Raw genomic sequence first — 17,561 nt, forward strand, 5'->3', positions numbered from 1 at the left:
ATCTAAAACTTTTATAAGCCATGAGAGAATTTAATTTACACGAAAGGTTGATAGATTTTGCCGTAATGATTATTGAAATCTCAAAAGGGATTGAAAATTCAAAACCAGGAAATCATTTATCAGGACAAATTATACGATCAGGAACAGCGCCATCTTTGAACTATAGTGAAGCTCAAAGCGCAGAATCTCGAAATGATTTTATACACAAGATGTCAATCGTTTTAAAAGAATTAAGAGAAACGTTGTCTTGTTTAAAGATATTGAGAAAAGCAAATCTTTATCTCATATCGAATGATATGATGGAGAAAACACAAATAGAAGCAAATGAGTTGATTTCCATTTTTGTTAGAAGCATCCAAACTTCGAAAGAGAAGCTGAAAAAAGATAATACGAATAACGAATAACGAATAACGAATAACGAATAACGAATAACGAATAACGAATAACGAATAACGAATAACGAATAACGAAGTTCAATAAAAATGAAGATAATAGTCCCAATGGCCGGTCGCGGCTCAAGATTACGTCCACATACGCTTACGATTCCAAAGCCGTTGATTCCAATCGCCGGTAAACCTATCGTGCATCGTCTTGTAGAAGACATTGCGGGCGTCATCAACCAAAAGATAGACGAGATCGCGTTCATCATCCACAAAGATTTCGGCACACAGGTAGAAGAAGATCTTGTCGCGATTGCCGAAAAACTCGGAGCGAAAGGCACGATTTACTATCAGGAACAACCGTTGGGAACGGCTCATGCGATCATGTCGGCAAAAGAATCGATGAGCGGACCGATCGTCGTGGCGTATGCCGATACACTATTCCGCGCCGATTTTACGTTAGATACAACCGCCGATAGCGTGATTTGGGTCAAGCAAGTAGAAGATCCGAGCGCGTTTGGGGTTGTGAAACTCGACGGAGACAGAATTACCGATTTCGTCGAAAAACCGAAAGATTTCGTTTCGGATTTGGCCATCATCGGTATCTATTATTTCAAATCGGGTGAAACGTTGAGAGCCGAATTGCAATACCTTTTGGATAACGATATCACCAAAGGAGGCGAATATCAGCTCACCGACGGACTCGAGAACATGAAGCAGAAAGGCTTGCGTTTCGTTCCCGGAAAAGTAGACGAATGGATGGATTGCGGCAACAAGAACGTGACGGTGGAAACCAATTCGAGAATGCTCGGATTTTTGCACAACGACGGCGAGAACATGATCAGCAAAGAAGCGAGAATCGAGAATTCTACGATCATTCCGCCTTGTTTCATCGACAAAGACGTGGTTTTGATCAATTCGATTATCGGCCCGAACGTTTCGTTAGGAAGAGCGACCCACGTGACGGAGAGCAAGATCAAAGACAGTTTGATCCAGACGCACGCACACATCAAAAACGCCGACCTCGACAATGCCATGATCGGCAACCATGCGAGTTTCGACGGGAATTTTAAAAGCATCAGCATCGGGGATTACTCCGTTTTGGAATAAGAAAATGAAGCGATTCGCCTATATACTTTTAATCGGGATTGCAATCCAGACCAACCTTTCGGCCCAAATCCAGGAGCCTGAGGATGTGGCTTTGGAGTCGAGCGAATTCCGCAACAGTTTTTACGAATCGCTCAAACAGAAAGGCATCGAGAACTACGACAAAGCGGTTACGGCTTTGCTCAAATGCCAAAAACTCGAACCCAATAATCCGGTCGTATATTTCGAGCTCGGAAAAAATTACCTGGCGCAGAAAGATTACAAAAAAGCCTACGAAAGTTTCGAACAGGTCACCAAAATGGATCCGTCTAACAAATGGGCGTGGGTCGGGATGTACGACGTGTGTTACGAAACCAAAGATTACAACCAAGCCATCGTAATCGTCAAGAAACTCGTCGAATTCAAAAGCGAATACAAAGAAGACCTGACTTCGCTTTACATGAACACGCAGCAGTTCGACAAGGCGCTCGAACTCATCAACGAGCTCAACGAAACGGTCGGTACGAACGATTTGCGCGACAGTTACAAGGCGGCGATCATGAAGAATCCGAAGTATCAGGGTTCTGAAATTTCGAATCTGCTCGACAAGATCAAGCTAAATCCTAAAGACGAATCGAATTACGTTTCGCTAATGTTCCTGTATTGGGATTCCGATCAGGACAGCAAAGCGCTCGACATCGCCCAAAAGCTCGAGAAGGAAGTTCCGGGATCGGATTGGGCGCAAATCAGCCTGTTCAAATACCACCTGACCAAAGGCGACGGCCCGAAAGCCGTCAAGGCCATGAACCAGATTTTGGCGAGCAAGAAAATCGACAACAAGATCCGTCACCGCGTGATGAACGAGTTTTTGCTTTTCGCCAAAGACAAGCCCGAATACGAAGCCGATTTGCAAAAAGCCATTTCCTATTTCGACAACGACAAGGAAGTGAAAGTCGCCAAGGAAATCGGCAAATTCTATCACGCCAAGAAGAATTGGGCTCAGGCCGTGCGATATTACGAACAGCATTTGAAATCGGAACCGAACGATATGGAAGCGATTTTCCTCGTGCTCGAAGCCTATGCGCAACAGCCCGATTACGTGTCTTTGGGCCAGCGTGCCGAAGGAATGATCGAGTCATATCCGCTGCAACCGCAATTTTATTATTACGCGGGATTGGCCTACAATCAGCAGAAAAATTTCAAAAAAGCCAAGGATTTGCTCGAAATCGGCCTGGATTATGTAGTAGATGACAAACAGCTTGAAACCAGTTTCTACATCCAATTGGGTGAAGCCTGGAACGGTTTGGGCGACCAAAAGAAAAAAGAGAGCTATTTCCTTAAAGCCGAAAAATTACTGGACAAGAAAAAATGAGAATTTACGCCCTGATACTATCTGCCGTATTGTTCGTAGGATGCAAGACCGCACAACCCACGGTAGCCGAAACCAAAACACCTGCCGCACCCGAGGACGCCGAAGTCGCCAAAGTGATTTCGGGTCATTATGCCGATGCGAAAAACTTCCGGACACTCGCGATCAAGGCTTCGGCCAAATACAAAGACGAGAACCAGAGCCAAAGCATCAACGCCGAAATCCGCATCGAGAAAGACAAGCAGATTTTCGTGAGCATCCGATTTTTGGGGATCACGATGGCCAAAGCGTTGATTACGCCTAACGAGGTCAAGTATTACGAGAAAATCAACAGCACGTATTTCGAAGGCGATTACGAAGCCTTGAGCCGATGGTTGGGCACGTCTCTCGATTACAACAAAGTGCAGAATTTGCTCATCGGACGTGTGCTTGACGATTTGAACAAAGGCAAATACAAGAGTTCCGTCGAAGGAAATCTGGTAAAATTGACCGATAATTCGGATACGCGTACGCTCAAAAGTTTTTATTTCGAACCCGAGAATTACCTGATCAAGAAGGAGCAGGTGAGCCAACCGGCCCAACAACGCAGCCTTGAGGTCAATTATCCGGGATTCAATAAGTTCGAACAAGCATATCTTCCGGCCAAAATTTTGCTCGAAGCCATACAGCCAAAAGGGAAAACGAACATCAGTATCGAATATAACGCAGCTACATTCAATGAAAACCTTCAGTTCCCGTATAGCGTCCCGGAAGGGTTCGAGCGCGTAAATCTCGATTAATCCCGAACAAAACACCATGACCAAACAAATAGCGAGCTTTTTCTTTTTACTGTTGACGGTGGCGGCATTTGCCCAGACCGATCAGCAAAAGCTTGAGAAACGCAAGGCGCAAATCCAAAGGGAAATTCTTGAGAATCAGGAAAAGCTCGATAAGATGCGCTCTCAGGAAAAATCGATCAGCAGCCAGATCGAGATCCAAAAAGACAAAATCCGTCTTAAGGAAAAATTGATCAACACTACCGAAAAGCAAACGCGTCTTCTCAATGACGATTTGTATCTGACGCAACTCAAGATCAACAAGCTCAAGCGCGAATTGGTCGTGATCCGCGAAGATTACGCACAGATGATCCTGAAATCGTACAAAAGCCGTTCGGTTCAAAGCCGTGCGATGTTTTTGCTTTCGTCCCAAAGTTTCCTGCAAGCCTACAAACGCGCCCAATACATGAAGCAATACGCGAGTTACCGCAAGGCGCAAGGTGAGGAAATCAAGCAAAAGACCGAGCAATTGGTGCAATACAACAACACCATTGAGGTCAAGAAAGCCGAAAAGCAAAAGCTGCTCAAAGAGAACGAGAAAGAACGCAGGGATCTTCTCAAAGAAAAAGAAGAGCAGGAAGTTTTGGTCAGTTCCATCAAGAAAGACAAGAAAAAGATTGCGGCCGAAATCAAGAAAAAGCAACAGGAAAGCCGCAACATCGACCGCCAGATCGACCGATTGATCCAGAAAGCGATCGAGGAAGCCAATAGGAAAGCCGCGCTTGCCGCTGCAAAAGCCAGTCCGGCAAAAGCATCGGCAGTGAAAGCCAAAGTAGCCGAATCGCCATCGAAAATCGTTTTGACACCCGAAGCGAAGATAGTAGCCGACAATTTCCGTTCAAACAAAGGAAGTTTGCCTTGGCCGGTAGAACGCGGCGTAGTATCTTTAGGATACGGAGACCAACCGCACCCGGTGCACAAATCGCTGATCGTTCACAACAGTGGTGTCGAAATCACTACGGAAGACGGAGCCAATGCACGTGCTGTTTTTGGAGGCGAAGTCATCAGCGTCATCGTGATTTCTCCGGTGAACAAGGCCGTGATCATCCAACACGGGGATTATTTCACGATTTACCAGAACCTGAGTTCGGTTAACGTGAGCAAAGGCGATAAAGTACGCATCAAGCAGAATCTCGGGAAAATCAGGACGAATGGCGATACGGGTAAGACCACGCTCAAATTCCTGATCAAGCAGAATACCGTTTACAACAACCCTCAGAGTTGGTTGTCGGGTATGTAGATTTAAGATTTTTTACAGGATTTCTGTAAACACAAGAAATACGGAAGACGTATTTTTATAAACCTCAAAGGTTTTCAAAAACCTTTGAGGTTTCTTTTTTATCAAGAATTAAAAAGCGCCTTCAACTCCGTAGCCTCATCGGGTTTCATTTTACCCGCCAAAACCAAGCTCAATTGCTTTCTTCTTAACGCGGCATCGTAGCGTTCTTTTTCGAGTTCGGTTTCTGGTAATATTGGTGCGACTTCTACAGGGCGACCCGTATCGTCTACGGCCACGAACGTATAAATCGCTTCATTCGCCTTGGTGCGTACGCCCGATTCACGATCTTCGATCCAAACGTCGATAAAGATTTCCATCGAGCTTTTGAAGCTTCTCGAAACCTTCGATTCGATCGTGACCACACTTCCCAACGGAATGGAACGGTTGAACGCGACGTGGTTCACCGAAGCCGTCACGCAAACCCTGCGCGAATGCCTTCTGGCGGTAATGCTTGCGGCACGGTCCATGCGGGCAAGAAGTTCACCTCCGAAAAGGTTGTTCAACGGATTGGTTTCGCTTGGCAAGACCAGGTCGGTAAGCGTAGTGAGTGACTCAGAAGGATGTTTTGGTAACATGCGCTGTTTTTTTGCAAAGGTAACGCAAGCGCACAAAAAATCCCGAACGGGCCGGGATAAATGTTAAAGTTCTTTTATGAGCAACCAGGCTTGGCTGTCGCGGCTTTGCCTGATTTGGTTCATTGAATTTACCGCTTCCGCTTTGGAAGTATAGCTTCCGTAAAGCACAGGAAACAACCCGTGACGATTTTGTGGGATGCGTCTTGATTTGAATCCTAAATCCTGAAGCTGTTTGCAGGCTTTGTCTGCGTTTTCGGCACTTCTGAAAACACCGGCGACCACATGGTAGCGCAATTTGTCTTCCTTGACGGCCAAAGTAACTGCCGGAAGTGGCGCATCTATAAAGAAAGTGGCCTCCTGGATTTTGTCCTGAACCTGTTTCTGAACCTGTGTTTCGACCATCAACGTTTCGCGCTCAACCTGGTTGTTATAAAGATGATAACCGCCAAAAGCACTCAATCCCATAGCCATGATGAAAACGGCAGCATAACGCAAATAAGGACGTTTCTTGCGCGCTTCTGGTGTGAAAACGATAGGAGCCTTCTCTTCGAGGACTTCGACTTCTTTTTTGTATTCCTCGCGCTTTACGGCAGGTGAAACAAAAGAACTGAGTCCGAAAGCCTCGACCAGGTAATTTATATGGTCGGATGGATTGAAAACGACATTGTTTTCGGCGTTCAAAGAAAGCTCGCCGATATTCTTCAACGAGAATTTTCCGTTCACTTCAAGAATATTCTTCCAAATGGAAACCTCATTCTGTATAGCGCTGACGGCCGATTCGTACGACGATTTCTCGGCCAGCGCGATGTGGTTCGCCAACAAGCCGTCGTTGTTCTTAAGGTTCGAATTGAACGAAACCAACTTTTTGGGCGGATAGAACGCGCTCGATGATTCGTGCAGTTGAGCCGACTGGTATTCCGTCAAAAAAGCACCGAACCCGGGAACCGTAACACACTGGTAACGATACAAGAGTTGGGAAATGTAGTGTTCAATCTTCATAAAAACAAAGTTATACAATGAGACGCGCGGTCAAAATTTTATCCACAATTTTTATTAACAATCCGACCGAAATTTTATATTTTTCAGATTCAATTGTTTAGTATGCGCCACGAAGAATTAGTATCTGTATTAGCCTTGCAAAAAGTAGAAGGCGTGGGCGACATTATCGCCAAGAAGCTGTTGTCCCATTTTAAATCTGCGCGTGAAATCTTCGAAACGGGAAGCCGCGATCTCAGGGAAGCGGGTATCGGGACTGCTTTGATCCCGAAATTCAAAGATAAGTCGGTTTTTGCGAAAGCCGAAGCCGAAGCCAGGATTATTCTCGATTCCGGCATCAAAGTCTGCTGTTTTCTCGACGAGGATTATCCCGAACGGCTCAAACATTGCGTCGACGGTCCGCTGTTGCTTTTCTCGACCGGAAACATCGATCTCACGAACAGGAAAATCATCAGTATCGTCGGAACGCGCAACGCCACGGCTTACGGCAATGAATTTTGCCGCAAATTGGTAAGCGATCTTGCACCGTTGAATCCGATAATCGTAAGCGGATTTGCACTCGGGATCGACATCATCGCGCATCAGGCGGCGCTTGAAAACGATCTTCAGACCATTGCGGTCATCGGGAACGGACTCAAACAGGTGTATCCGAAAGCCCATAAAAAGTACATCGGACCCATAAATTCCAACGGCGGATTTTTTTCGGAATTTTGGAGCAATGCCTATCCCGCGCCAGAGAATTTCGTGCGTCGCAACCGCATCGTCGCGGGTATGAGCGAGGCCACGATCATCATCGAATCTGCCGAGAAAGGCGGTTCGCTGATCACGGCCAATCTCGCCAACGACTACAACCGCGACGTGTTTGCCGTTCCGGGTCGCGTTTCGGACGTGTACAGCCAAGGTTGCAACAAACTCATCAAAACCCAGCGCGCCCATCTTTTGACAGGCGCGGCAGATTTGATTTATATGATGAATTGGGATTTGAAAACCGATGCAAAACCAATACAGAAACAACTTTTCGTATCGCTTTCGGACGAAGAACAGATCATTTACGACTTCCTCGTCCAAAACGGAAAAGAGACGCTCGATGTCATTGCGACCGACTGCGGTATTTCCGTTTACCGATTATCGTCGGTGCTGCTCACGATGGAACTCAAAAGCGCGATTCGTCCGCTTCCTGGGAAGGTTTTTGAGGCGATTTGACTATTCGTAGCCGAGCTTGTGTCGGACTCGTGCTAAAACACCGTTCGCAATCGATCCGGCACGTTGGGCTCCTTTTTTCAAAAGCGCGTCCACTTCCTCGCGGTTGTTGATATAATGGTTGTATTTCTCGCGGATGGTCCCGAATTTCTCGGTAATCAGTTCGAACAACATCTGCTTGGCGTGGCCATATCCGAAATCGCCATTGACGTTCTTGTATTTCTCGCGTAGGATTTCGGTCTGTTCCGCAGTCGCCAATAGCTGGTAAATTGCGAAAATCTTACACGTATCCGGATTTTTGGGCGCTTCGAGAGGCGTGCTGTCGGTTTCGATCGACATAACCTGTTTGCGCAACGCCTTGTCGTCCAAAAAGATATTGATGATGTTGTTGGCCGACTTGCTCATTTTACCGCCGTTCGTACCCGGAACGAGCATGGTGTCTTCGTGCGTGAAATGATCGGGCAACACGAAAGTTTCCCCCATCACGTGGTTGAACCTCGCCGCCACATCGCGCGTGATTTCCAAATGCTGAATCTGGTCTTTGCCAACCGGCACAAGTTCGGCATCATACAAAAGGATGTCCGCGGCCATAAGCATCGGATAGGTGAACAAACCGGCGTTCACATCTTCCAATCGCGACCTTTTGTCCTTAAAGGAATGCGCAAGCTTAAGTCTGTCGTAGGAATAGAAACAGCTCAAATACCACGCAAGTTCGGTGGTTTGAGGCACGTCGCTTTGGCGGTAAAAAATCACTTTGTCTATGTCCAATCCGCAGGCAAGCCAAGCAGAAGCCGTGCTGTAGGTGTTATCGCGCAAGGTTTCCCCGTCTTTTATCTGGGTTGCCGAATGCAGATCGGCGATAAAAAGAAACGAATCGTTCTCTGGTTTGTTCGACAATTCTATAGCGGGAAGGATCGCGCCCAAAAGGTTGCCCAAATGCGGCGTTCCCGTACTTTGTATGCCTGTAAGGATTTTGGCCATTTTGTTTGATTTTGGCTGCAAAGTTAAGGCTTTTGCATAATCTGACCTCGAATGATTATTTTTGGGAATATGAAAATCCTCAAGTACGTTTTCTGGCTGCTTTGGCGCAGTTGGTTTTATATCCTGATGGCCATTCCAATCATCGCGTTTTTACCGTTTTTGATCATTTCCATCAGTAGGGAAAAATGGTATCCGTTCTTTTTCGTACTGGCCCGTATTTGGGCGCGTTTCATACTTTTCGGAATGGGATTCTGGTACAAAATCGAACGCGAGGACGAACCCGAACCCGGCAAGAGTTACATGTTCGTGGCCAATCACACGTCTATGGCCGATATCATGCTGATGTTGGCCGTGATCCGAAATCCGTTCGTTTTCGTCGGAAAAAAGGAACTGGTCAAGATACCGCTGTTCGGATTTTTCTATAAACGCACGTGCATCCTCGTCGACAGAAGCAGCCCGAAAAGCCGCAAGGAAGTTTTCGACCGCGCGCAAAAACGCCTCAATCAAGGGTTGAGTATCTGTATTTTTCCCGAAGGAGGCGTTCCCGACGATGAATCCGTTTTGCTCGATGCGTTCAAGGACGGTGCTTTCAGATTGGCGATCGAACACGACATTCCGGTTTTTCCGCTTACGTTTCCCGACAATAAAAAGCGTTTTTCGTTCAACTTCTTCAGCGGAAGCCCGGGTCGCATGCGCGTAAAGATGCACCATGAAATTCCCACCGTTGACAGGTCGGACGAAAACAAACAGGACATAAAGGATTTACGCGACGAAACCCGAAGCATCATCTACCACGAACTGTTGCGCTACAATAAAAAAGAGCATCCTGGCCTGGATGCCCTTTAGAGGTTGATCTTCGCGAAGACCAACACGAACTTAATTGTAACCAACTAACTATTATCTTTAAAAACGGTAGTTCAGGCCTGTGTACAAACCGAAGAAATACGGCTTGAAATTACCCGACTCCGAGTAGGTATTGATTTGGTATTTGAACATCGGCTCGACGTTGAACTGCAAAGCTTTCCAGATGTTATAGCGCAATCCGAGGCCAATATTGGTACTGAAACTCGTCGCGTTGAGGTTATCGGCCTTACCGACTTGTATCTCGTTATCCGAAGAAACGACCGACACTTCGTTTTCGTTGAGGAACAACGTACTGAATCCGCCGATCACGTCGACTCCGAAGCGTTTGTCGATCAATTTGTAACTCAATTCCACGGGAACTTCGATATAGCCCGTCTTTTGGCTCAGGCTGCTGCTGAATTCCTTGGCGACAAGCCCGTTGCTCGTTAATTCGACGGGTGCGTTCGGGTCTTTGTTCTCGATCCTCAGGAACGCTCCTTGCAATGTCGGTTTCACGTGTTCGAGCTGTTGCCTTCCTACGGTCGATTGCATGGCCACGACATTGTTCGTGTTGTATTCGAATGAAAGCGAATTTACGCCCGCGCGTACCGAGAGCCTTTTGTTGAGCGAGTAACCCACGCCAACTCCGTAAGAAAGTTGCGTTTTGTAATCTTTGTCGTTTTTCGCGAAACGGGAATCAATCGGGGAACCGCTCGAGGTTGAACTTAAATAAATAGGGGCAACCCTTGGTGAGACTTGCCACCTATTCATTTTCGGTTCGTTTTCGGTAACTGACTTGTTTTCTTTTTCATTTTTTAGCAATTCTTCCAGTGCATTGGGTTCTTCTACCGTAGCAATACCAGTAGAGTCCTTTTTTATATCATCGGTTTTGGCCGCGATAGCTTGGGTCGAAGTTGTTGTTTTTGCAGTTACTTCCTTCTCGTTGTGTTGTTCGGGTTGTCCCGATTGGTTGTTCTCGTTTACAGCAATTTGATTTTCGTTTTTAAGGTTGTCGTTCGTTTTCGGATTTTTGCCCGATTTGCCGTTAGAAGCGGCAATTTGGCTTTCGTTCGCGTTATTGTTTTCGTCTGTGTATTGCAGATCGGTTTTATTCGATTTTGCGTTACTTCCTTTTTTCGCCTTGCGGTTTTTCGATGTGGCCGATGCGTATTGTTCGCGCGATTCCTCAACCGACGGAAGAACCTTGTCGTTTCCGCCTAATATGCGTCCCGAAGCCTTCTTATCGGAAGCTTTTTTCGATGGATAAGACGTGATTCCAGTGTCGTTTTGACGAATTCCGGATGCGCTGCTGCCGTTCGGATTCCACATCGGATCTGCCGACGTGCCGTTTGCTTTGTTTGCGTTTCCGACCTTGGTCGCGTTATTTGCTTTTGGAGCGATCGCGTCGTTGGTCGTTATGGCGTTGTCGGGTTTTCCGAAATCTTCATTGCCGATATTCGTCGGTTTTTTGACGTCATTGTCTTCGGCTTTGGCTTTTTTGTCGGGAGCCGATACTACTTGCGTTCCGCCGTTTACTTTCGGATTGTTGTCGCCATTATCGAGCGTCAGTAACAACCCGATGAGCAAAACCGCAGCCACTCCGGCATATTTGAACCAGAACGGGATCAGTTTTCGGTCTTTCTTTTCCTCAAGCCTCGCTTCTATATTTTTCCACGCCTGTTCCGAGGGTTCAGATTCGAAATCCTTGAACCTTTCTTGAAAAAGGCGGTCGATATTTTTTCTCTCGCTCATTTCGCAGAGGGTAATTTTTGTGTATTGCTATAATGGTCAATCTTCTCTTTCAAAATCATACGGGCACGCGCCAGGTTCGATTTCGATGTCCCGATGGTGATTTCGAGCATGTCCGCTATTTCCTTGTGCGGATATCCGTCGATTACATACAGGTTAAATACCAACCGGTAGCGATCCGGTAATTCCTGTATGATTTTCATCAGGAAGTCGAGCGGGACGTTTTCGTCGTCTATGTCCACTTCGACATCTTCATCGGCAATGTCCTTGTTCACCATGTCCAGGTAAGTGACGTTCCTGTATTGCTGGAGTACGTTATTTACCATGATCCGCTTCATCCAGCCCTCGAAAGAGCCTTTGAAATTGTATTGCCCGATCTTATTGAAAATGATCACGAACCCGTCTTGGAAGTTATCTTCCGCCTCGGCGTAGTTCCTGGAATACTTGAGGCAAACCGCGAACAATTTCGATTTGTACAATTTGTACAATTGTTCCTGGGCTTTCCTGTCGTTATTCCTGCAATCATCTATGAGCTGTTCTAAACTCAAAATACGGGCAGCTTTAACGTTATTCTACAACAGATTCAAACTCTAGGAATTGTGGCGCTCCGTTTGAATCGTTTCCGGTCCAAAATCGGAAATGGTATGTTCCGGGCATGCCAGGTATGAAATTCAAAGGAGCTTCATAAACGGTGGCCGAATCATCCATGCAATTGTCCTCGCTGAATTTTAATGTCCTAACGGAAATAGTTTGCGTAAATCCGTCGGAATCCGTGTAAAATCCGTTAAAGATGTGGCAATCCGTCGGTCTTCTGTATTTGACCAGGATGCTTGCATTTTGACCTAAAACCAATGTCTCGGGCACTGTCGCATCTTCGACCGGAAGCATGAACTCTTGCGATCCAGGGTCATCACTGACACTACATGAGACAACGGTAATTGCCAATAAGAAAAAGAACAGCAGCTTTTTCATTCTCATTTTTACTAATCTTTCCATCAGATGCAGGATATTTAAAAAGGTTGCGTCATAAAAATAAAAAAAAGCCCGCAGTGGGCTTTTCGGTTTAATTGTTTTGCTCTTTTATGAGCGCCTTTATCTTTTGCTCGAGCTCGTCGGCGAGTTCCGGATTGTCTTTTATCATGACTTTGACGGCATCGCGCCCTTGCCCGAGTTTCGTGTCGCCGTAACTGAACCACGAACCCGATTTCTTCACGATTTCAAATTCCACGGCCAAATCGAGGATTTCGCCTGTTTTGGAAACGCCTTCGCCGTACATGATGTCGAATTCGGCAAACTTGAACGGAGGCGCCACTTTATTCTTTACGACTTTTACCTTGGTTCGGTTTCCGATCACATTGTCGCCATCCTTGATTTGCGACTGGCGACGGATGTCCAAACGGACCGAAGCATAGAATTTCAACGCGTTTCCTCCGGTAGTCGTCTCCGGATTCCCGAACATAACCCCGATTTTCTCGCGTAACTGGTTGATGAAGAAAACCGTACAGTTCGTCTTGCTGATCGTTGCCGTAAGTTTTCTCAAGGCTTGCGACATCAAACGCGCGTGCAATCCCATTTTGGATTCGCCCATTTCGCCTTCGATCTCGCTTTTTGGCGTAAGTGCTGCGACCGAGTCGATCACGACCACGTCGATCGCTCCCGAACGAATCAGGTTCTCGGCGATTTCCAAAGCTTGTTCCCCATTGTCAGGCTGTGAGATGATAAGTTCCTCTATATTCACGTTGAGCTTTTCGGCATAACTTCTGTCGAAAGCGTGCTCGGCATCGATGAACGCTGCGATTCCGCCAGCTTTTTGGGCTTCCGCGATCGCGTGCAGAGTAAGTGTCGTCTTACCAGAGGATTCCGGTCCGTAGATTTCGATGATACGTCCTTTCGGGTATCCGTTCACGCCGAGTGCAAGGTCTACGCCAAGCGACCCGGACGGGATCACTTCTACTTCTTCGACGGCTTTGTCGCCCATTTTCATGACCGTTCCTTTGCCGTATGTCTTATCTAATTTGTCTAATGTTAACTGTAGTGCTTTTAATTTCGCTTCTTTCTCTGAACTCATTTTTTCGGCTTCTGATCGTTAGTAAAATTTCGTAAATGTAGTCTTTTTTCCTCTTCGTGAATGGCAACCTGAACGTTACTTTTCCACATAAGAAAGGCAAAAACAACCCAATGGTCCAAATGGCTTATATTCAATTGTATGGCGGATAAAATTGGGCTGTTTTGCAAGTTCCGCGGAAGATTAAAATTAGGCCCTTCTTTTCATTTTCGGCGATAGATTTTCTACACATAATGTTAAAATTGATTCGGCCAAAAGTTTTGCTAAAACCTTACGGGCTTATGGGCAAAAACGATATTTTATGCGTACTTTTGGCGGGATTTACCTAAGGCATGGAGAAAATCATTTCGTATCCGATATCGTTCGTGTATTATTTCTTTTTCGGGCTTTGCCTGCTGGTGTTTCATCCGGTACAATGGGCTTGCCTTAAGATCGGATATCAGGCACACAAGAAAAGTGTCGATGTCCTGAACCTGCTGCTCACTTGGTGCACCTATATTCTAGGGACGCGCTACACGTTCGAAGGACGCGAGAAGATTCCGGCCAACGTACCGCTGATCATCGTTTCGAACCACCAAAGCCTGTACGACATCATTTCGATCGTTTGGTTTTTGAGAAAAGTACATCCGAAATTCGTCAGTAAGCAGGAATTAGGAAAAGGCATTCCGAGCGTGTCATTCAATTTACGCCACGGCGGATCGGTGCTCATCGACAGGAAAGACCCGCGACAGGCGCTTCCGGTCATAAAAGGGCTTGGCGACTATATCGAGCAGCACAACCGTTCGGCGGTGATTTTCCCCGAAGGCACGCGCAGCAAAAACGGAAAACCGAAAGAATTTGCCCAAACCGGGCTCAAAATATTATGCAAGGCGGCACCTTCGGCTTATGTCGTTCCGCTTACGATCAACAATTCCTGGAAGATGGCTAAATTCGGCTATTTCCCGCTTGGGTTGGGCAACCACCTCAAATTCACGGTTCACGAGCCGATGGCCGTTTCGGGTCATTCCTTCGAAGAAATCATGGAGTATACCGAAAAAGCCGTCACCGGATCCATCAAATATTAAAATACCGCGCAATGTCAATAAAGAACGTACGTCTGGAAGTAATGCAGTTCCTCGAGAAAGAAATCGATGGTTTTGTAGATCAGTATTTGATCCCGGTCGAGAAAATCTGGCAGCCTACCGACTTTCTTCCGAATTCAGAAAAGGACACTTTTTTTGAAGACGTGAAGGAATTGCGTGAGATCGCGAAAGATTTGCCGTACGATTTCTGGATCGTGCTCATCGGTGACATGATTACCGAAGAGGCGCTCCCGACTTACGAATCCTGGCTGATGACCGTAGAAGGCATCGACCAGATCGAGCCCAACGGTTGGTCGAAATGGGTACGTCATTGGACGGCCGAGGAAAACCGCCACGGCGACCTTTTGAACAAATACCTTTACCTTTCGGGGCGTGTGAACATGCGCGAGATCGAGATGACGACGCAGCATTTGCTGTCGGACGGTTTCGACATCGGCACCGACACCGATCCGTACAAGAACTTCGTCTACACGAGTTTCCAGGAACTCGCCACATACGTTTCCCACAACCGCGTTTCGCAAATCGCCAAACAGCACGGCGCGAAAGACCTTGCCAAAATGTGTAAGATGATCGCGGGAGACGAAATGCGCCACCACCATGCGTATTCTGAATTCGTGAACCGCATTTTCCAGATCGATCCGAGCGAGATGATGTTGGCTTTCCAGCACATGATGAAGCTCAAGATCGTCATGCCGGCCCAGTTCCTGCGTGAATCGGGAGAGAAGATCAGCGCGGCTTTCGAACATTTTTCAGATTCCGCTCAGCGCATCGGGGTTTACACTTCGGCAGATTACGTTGATATTTTGCAGAAGCTCATCGATCGTTGGAACATCGCTTCGATCACCAACCTTACCGATGAAGCCGAAAAAGCACGCGATTTCCTGATGAAATTGCCGGCGCGTATGACAAGGGTTTCGGAAAGGCTCGTCATTCCGGCGGAATCGCACATCTTCAAATGGGTTGAACCGGCTCGCATCGGGGTTTGATGGAAAACCTGATTGCCAATACAGTTACCTACGTCAAAGAGCAATTGAAAGGCGCTGAAGGCGGACACGATTGGTTCCATATCGAACGCGTCTGGAAAAATGCATTGCATATTGCCGAATCCGAACGTTGCGATTTGACAGTCGTGCAACTCGGGGCTTTGCTTCACGACATCGCCGACAGCAAATTCAACGGCGGTGACGAGACCGTTGGTCCGAAAACCGCGCGTAAATTCCTCGAAAGCCAAAATGCGGATGAAGAAACCATCGTTCACGTAATCAACATCATCGAGAACATTTCGTTTAAAGGCGGTAATTTCCAAAAGACGTTTTCTTCTAAAGAACTCGACGTAGTGCAAGATGCCGACCGTTTGGATGCACTTGGCGCCATCGGTATCGCGCGTTGTTTCAATTACGGCGGATTCAAGAACCGACCGTTATACGATCCTCAAATCAAACCGAATCTGGGCATGTCGAAAGAGGAATACAAAAATTCCGTTTCGCCTACGTTGAACCATTTCTACGAAAAATTGCTGTTGTTGAAGGACAAGATGAATACCGAAACCGGAAAGCGGATGGCCGAAGAGCGCCATCGGTATATGGAAGGTTTCCTTTCGCAGTTCTATGCGGAATGGGAAGGGTTGAGGTAATCGATTTTAGGATTTGGTATAGATTTACTGTAATTGAGGTTGGGTTTTTGGGCGTATTTTCGCGATGGGTGGGCGCGATAGCGCATCAACTCGGCTGACCCGTTTCCCGCTGGCTTTCCCAACGCGCCACAACTTCCGGAAAATCGCTTAATTCCTTACCCAACGGAATGTCTTTGATCTTGCTTTCCTCTATAACCCATTCGGCCATCGCATGCAGTACTCCCTGCAATCTTCTGCCCGAATCGCTTAAACTGTAAGTTACTACTGGCGGCACGACAGGTTGTGCTTTGCGTATGACCAAGGCTTCAGCTTCGAGTTGCTTCAAGCTTTGGATCAGCATTTTTTCGGTAATCGGAGGAATGCCTTTCCTGATTTCATTATAACGTTTTTCACCCGACATCAACTGGAACAAAATAATCGGTTTCCAATATCCGCCGATTCGATCCATCACATACGTCACGGGACATTCGATGATTGCCGCCGCTTTGTTTTCCTGAATTACCGAAGATTCTTTTATCGCCGTCATAACTACATACTTTAGGGTAAGTACTTGTAAAAAAGTAAGTACAAAGATAACTTTGTTTCCTGAATTTAAAAACACTTTATCATGAAAATCATCATCACAGGTTCTTTGGGAAATATCAGTCGTCCGCTCGTCAAACAATTGGCAGAAAAAGGAAACGACATAACGGTCATCAGCCGGTCTTCCGGCAAGGTTGCCGAAATCGAGAAGTTAGGAGCGAAACCAGCCATCGGCGATATTGCCGACCACGATTTCCTCGTCAGGACTTTTACGGGCGCCGACGCGATCTATCTCATGATTCCGCCATCGTACCAAGCCGAGGACATGGTCGGATATATTGCCGATTCCGGAAAAATCTATGCCGATGCCATAGCGCAATCGGGCGTGAAAAGAATTGTGGCCTTGAGCAGTATGGGAGCGCATTTGCCATTGGGCAATGGGCCTTTGAGCGGACTGGCCTTGGCCGAAAAACATTACGCCGAACTCAAGGACGTCGATTTCACCTATTTGCGTCCCGGTGGATTCTTTACGAACTATCTCGCCCAAATCGGTCTTATCAAACACGCGGGAATCGCAGGCGACAACACCTTGCCCGAAACGCGTTTCCTGATTACGCATCCGGCCGATATTGCCGATGTCGCGGCAGATGCAATCCTCAACCCAGTTTCCGGAAACTTGGTGCGTTTTATCGTAAGCGCCGAAAAAACCAACGAAGAGATCGCTTCGATCCTCGGAAATGCGATAGGAAAACCCGACTTACAATGGGTACAGTTTTCAAACGAAGACTACCGAAACGGTTTGCTCCAAAACGGATTTTCTGCAAGCGCGGCCCAAGCGTTCATCGAAATGGGAGAAGCGTTCCGCGATGGTCGTGGTTTTGCCGAAGCCGATTCGAATCCCGATAAAATCGTAAAAGGAAAACGCTCGTTCGAAGATTTCGCGAAAGAGGTTTTCTCACCCGTTTACAATCAATAAATAGAAATTC

Annotated in this window: 19 protein-coding genes; 11 read left to right on the forward strand and 8 right to left on the reverse strand. The window is 46.8% G+C overall.

Translation table 11 applies throughout. The features are described 5' to 3' along the window. The first annotated feature begins 20 nt into the window (after positions 1-20). From HZF10_RS04645 to HZF10_RS04665, 5 genes are all read left to right on the forward strand, one after another. A complete protein-coding gene (locus HZF10_RS04645) occupies positions 21-404 on the forward strand; it encodes a four helix bundle protein (RefSeq protein ID WP_176005017.1) in 384 nt (127 codons plus the stop codon). Positions 405-482: 78 nt separating this feature from the next. Then, the gene (locus tag HZF10_RS04650) at positions 483-1,490 is read left to right on the forward strand and encodes a sugar phosphate nucleotidyltransferase (protein ID WP_176005018.1); all 1,008 of its coding nucleotides are present in this window, start codon (positions 483-485) and stop codon (positions 1,488-1,490) included. A 4-nt stretch (positions 1,491-1,494) separates the two neighbouring features. Further along, on the forward strand, positions 1,495-2,838 hold the full coding sequence (locus HZF10_RS04655) for a tetratricopeptide repeat protein (RefSeq protein WP_176005019.1): 1,344 nt from the start codon (positions 1,495-1,497) through the stop codon (positions 2,836-2,838). Next, positions 2,835-3,614, forward strand: coding sequence for a lipoprotein insertase outer membrane protein LolB1 (gene lolB1, locus HZF10_RS04660; RefSeq protein WP_176005020.1), 780 nt, complete (start codon positions 2,835-2,837; stop codon positions 3,612-3,614). The genes HZF10_RS04655 and lolB1 overlap by 4 nt, the downstream gene beginning before the upstream one ends. Positions 3,615-3,630: 16 nt before the next feature. Next, a complete protein-coding gene (locus tag HZF10_RS04665) occupies positions 3,631-4,890 on the forward strand; it encodes a murein hydrolase activator EnvC family protein (protein WP_176005021.1) in 1,260 nt (419 codons plus the stop codon). A 101-nt stretch (positions 4,891-4,991) separates the two neighbouring features. On the opposite strand, the gene HZF10_RS04670 is transcribed toward HZF10_RS04665, so the two are convergent. Both HZF10_RS04670 and HZF10_RS04675 read right to left on the reverse strand, forming a co-directional pair. Continuing rightward, positions 4,992-5,504 carry an acyl-CoA thioesterase gene (locus HZF10_RS04670; RefSeq protein WP_176005022.1) on the reverse strand — a complete coding sequence of 171 codons (513 nt, stop codon included), beginning with the start codon at positions 5,502-5,504 and terminating at the stop codon, positions 4,992-4,994. Positions 5,505-5,567: 63 nt separating this feature from the next. Further along, positions 5,568-6,503: an HU domain-containing protein gene (locus HZF10_RS04675; protein ID WP_176005023.1), complete on the reverse strand. Its 936-nt coding sequence runs from the start codon at positions 6,501-6,503 to the stop codon at positions 5,568-5,570. 102 nt (positions 6,504-6,605) lie between these two features. Here HZF10_RS04675 and dprA point away from each other — a divergent pair, with 102 nt between their 5' ends. Continuing rightward, positions 6,606-7,703 (forward strand): DNA-processing protein DprA, encoded by a 1,098-nt coding sequence (gene dprA / locus HZF10_RS04680; RefSeq protein WP_176005024.1) that lies wholly within the window; start codon positions 6,606-6,608, stop codon positions 7,701-7,703. Here dprA and trpS read toward each other — a convergent pair whose 3' ends face one another. After that, positions 7,704-8,681, reverse strand: coding sequence for a tryptophan--tRNA ligase (trpS, locus tag HZF10_RS04685; protein WP_176005025.1), 978 nt, complete (start codon positions 8,679-8,681; stop codon positions 7,704-7,706). 69 nt (positions 8,682-8,750) lie between these two features. On the opposite strand from trpS, the gene HZF10_RS04690 reads away from it, so the two are divergent. Beyond that, a complete protein-coding gene (locus tag HZF10_RS04690) occupies positions 8,751-9,527 on the forward strand; it encodes a lysophospholipid acyltransferase family protein (RefSeq protein ID WP_176005026.1) in 777 nt (258 codons plus the stop codon). Between the two features lie 57 nt (positions 9,528-9,584). Here HZF10_RS04690 and HZF10_RS04695 read toward each other — a convergent pair whose 3' ends face one another. The 4 genes from HZF10_RS04695 to recA form a co-directional block, all read right to left on the reverse strand. After that, positions 9,585-11,276, reverse strand: a complete 1,692-nt coding sequence (locus HZF10_RS04695) for an outer membrane beta-barrel protein (RefSeq protein WP_176005027.1) — start codon at positions 11,274-11,276, stop codon at positions 9,585-9,587. Then, complete coding sequence (locus tag HZF10_RS04700) at positions 11,273-11,821, reverse strand: RNA polymerase sigma factor (protein WP_176005028.1); 549 nt, start codon at positions 11,819-11,821, stop codon at positions 11,273-11,275. Before HZF10_RS04700 ends, HZF10_RS04695 begins: the two co-directional genes overlap by 4 nt. Positions 11,822-11,840: 19 nt before the next feature. Continuing rightward, positions 11,841-12,245, reverse strand: a complete 405-nt coding sequence (locus HZF10_RS04705) for a hypothetical protein (protein WP_176005029.1) — start codon at positions 12,243-12,245, stop codon at positions 11,841-11,843. A 91-nt stretch (positions 12,246-12,336) separates the two neighbouring features. Next, the gene (gene recA, locus HZF10_RS04710) at positions 12,337-13,341 is read right to left on the reverse strand and encodes a recombinase RecA (RefSeq protein WP_176005030.1); all 1,005 of its coding nucleotides are present in this window, start codon (positions 13,339-13,341) and stop codon (positions 12,337-12,339) included. Between the two features lie 329 nt (positions 13,342-13,670). Between recA and HZF10_RS04715 the strand changes: the two genes are divergently transcribed. From HZF10_RS04715 to HZF10_RS04725, 3 genes are read left to right on the forward strand one after another with little or no spacing between them, the layout of a single operon-like run. Then, entirely contained in the window at positions 13,671-14,402 is a 732-nt protein-coding gene (locus tag HZF10_RS04715) for a lysophospholipid acyltransferase family protein (RefSeq protein WP_176005031.1), read from the forward strand. Between the two features lie 11 nt (positions 14,403-14,413). Beyond that, entirely contained in the window at positions 14,414-15,406 is a 993-nt protein-coding gene (locus HZF10_RS04720; protein WP_176005032.1) for an acyl-ACP desaturase, read from the forward strand. Beyond that, the gene (locus HZF10_RS04725; protein ID WP_176005033.1) at positions 15,406-16,053 is read left to right on the forward strand and encodes an HD domain-containing protein; all 648 of its coding nucleotides are present in this window, start codon (positions 15,406-15,408) and stop codon (positions 16,051-16,053) included. The genes HZF10_RS04720 and HZF10_RS04725 overlap by 1 nt, the downstream gene beginning before the upstream one ends. Before the next feature lie 85 nt (positions 16,054-16,138). Here the strand turns inward: HZF10_RS04725 and HZF10_RS04730 are convergent, their stop codons facing one another. After that, complete coding sequence (locus tag HZF10_RS04730; protein ID WP_176005034.1) at positions 16,139-16,579, reverse strand: winged helix-turn-helix transcriptional regulator; 441 nt, start codon at positions 16,577-16,579, stop codon at positions 16,139-16,141. 81 nt (positions 16,580-16,660) lie between these two features. On the opposite strand from HZF10_RS04730, the gene HZF10_RS04735 reads away from it, so the two are divergent. Beyond that, positions 16,661-17,551: an NAD(P)H-binding protein gene (locus tag HZF10_RS04735; RefSeq protein WP_176005035.1), complete on the forward strand. Its 891-nt coding sequence runs from the start codon at positions 16,661-16,663 to the stop codon at positions 17,549-17,551. Positions 17,552-17,561: the final 10 nt, after the last annotated feature.

It is taken from the genome of Flavobacterium agri (genome assembly GCF_013401995.1).
GTDB classification, from domain to species: Bacteria; Bacteroidota; Bacteroidia; order Flavobacteriales; family Flavobacteriaceae; genus Flavobacterium; species Flavobacterium agri.

What these genes read in the sequence shown, in the direction of transcription:
- HZF10_RS04645 (WP_176005017.1), top strand. Translation starts at nt 21, where the DNA reads ATGAGAGAATTTAATTTACACGAAAGGTTGATAGATTTTGCCGTAATG.
- HZF10_RS04650 (WP_176005018.1), top strand. Translation starts at nt 483, where the DNA reads ATGAAGATAATAGTCCCAATGGCCGGTCGCGGCTCAAGATTACGTCCA.
- HZF10_RS04655 (WP_176005019.1), top strand. Translation starts at nt 1,495, where the DNA reads ATGAAGCGATTCGCCTATATACTTTTAATCGGGATTGCAATCCAGACC.
- lolB1 (WP_176005020.1), top strand. Translation starts at nt 2,835, where the DNA reads ATGAGAATTTACGCCCTGATACTATCTGCCGTATTGTTCGTAGGATGC.
- HZF10_RS04665 (WP_176005021.1), top strand. Translation starts at nt 3,631, where the DNA reads ATGACCAAACAAATAGCGAGCTTTTTCTTTTTACTGTTGACGGTGGCG.
- HZF10_RS04670 (WP_176005022.1), bottom strand. Translation starts at nt 5,504, where the DNA reads ATGTTACCAAAACATCCTTCTGAGTCACTCACTACGCTTACCGACCTG.
- HZF10_RS04675 (WP_176005023.1), bottom strand. Translation starts at nt 6,503, where the DNA reads ATGAAGATTGAACACTACATTTCCCAACTCTTGTATCGTTACCAGTGT.
- dprA (WP_176005024.1), top strand. Translation starts at nt 6,606, where the DNA reads ATGCGCCACGAAGAATTAGTATCTGTATTAGCCTTGCAAAAAGTAGAA.
- trpS (WP_176005025.1), bottom strand. Translation starts at nt 8,681, where the DNA reads ATGGCCAAAATCCTTACAGGCATACAAAGTACGGGAACGCCGCATTTG.
- HZF10_RS04690 (WP_176005026.1), top strand. Translation starts at nt 8,751, where the DNA reads ATGAAAATCCTCAAGTACGTTTTCTGGCTGCTTTGGCGCAGTTGGTTT.
- HZF10_RS04695 (WP_176005027.1), bottom strand. Translation starts at nt 11,276, where the DNA reads ATGAGCGAGAGAAAAAATATCGACCGCCTTTTTCAAGAAAGGTTCAAG.
- HZF10_RS04705 (WP_176005029.1), bottom strand. Translation starts at nt 12,245, where the DNA reads ATGAAAAAGCTGCTGTTCTTTTTCTTATTGGCAATTACCGTTGTCTCA.
- recA (WP_176005030.1), bottom strand. Translation starts at nt 13,341, where the DNA reads ATGAGTTCAGAGAAAGAAGCGAAATTAAAAGCACTACAGTTAACATTA.
- HZF10_RS04715 (WP_176005031.1), top strand. Translation starts at nt 13,671, where the DNA reads ATGGAGAAAATCATTTCGTATCCGATATCGTTCGTGTATTATTTCTTT.
- HZF10_RS04720 (WP_176005032.1), top strand. Translation starts at nt 14,414, where the DNA reads ATGTCAATAAAGAACGTACGTCTGGAAGTAATGCAGTTCCTCGAGAAA.
- HZF10_RS04725 (WP_176005033.1), top strand. Translation starts at nt 15,406, where the DNA reads ATGGAAAACCTGATTGCCAATACAGTTACCTACGTCAAAGAGCAATTG.
- HZF10_RS04730 (WP_176005034.1), bottom strand. Translation starts at nt 16,579, where the DNA reads ATGACGGCGATAAAAGAATCTTCGGTAATTCAGGAAAACAAAGCGGCG.
- HZF10_RS04735 (WP_176005035.1), top strand. Translation starts at nt 16,661, where the DNA reads ATGAAAATCATCATCACAGGTTCTTTGGGAAATATCAGTCGTCCGCTC.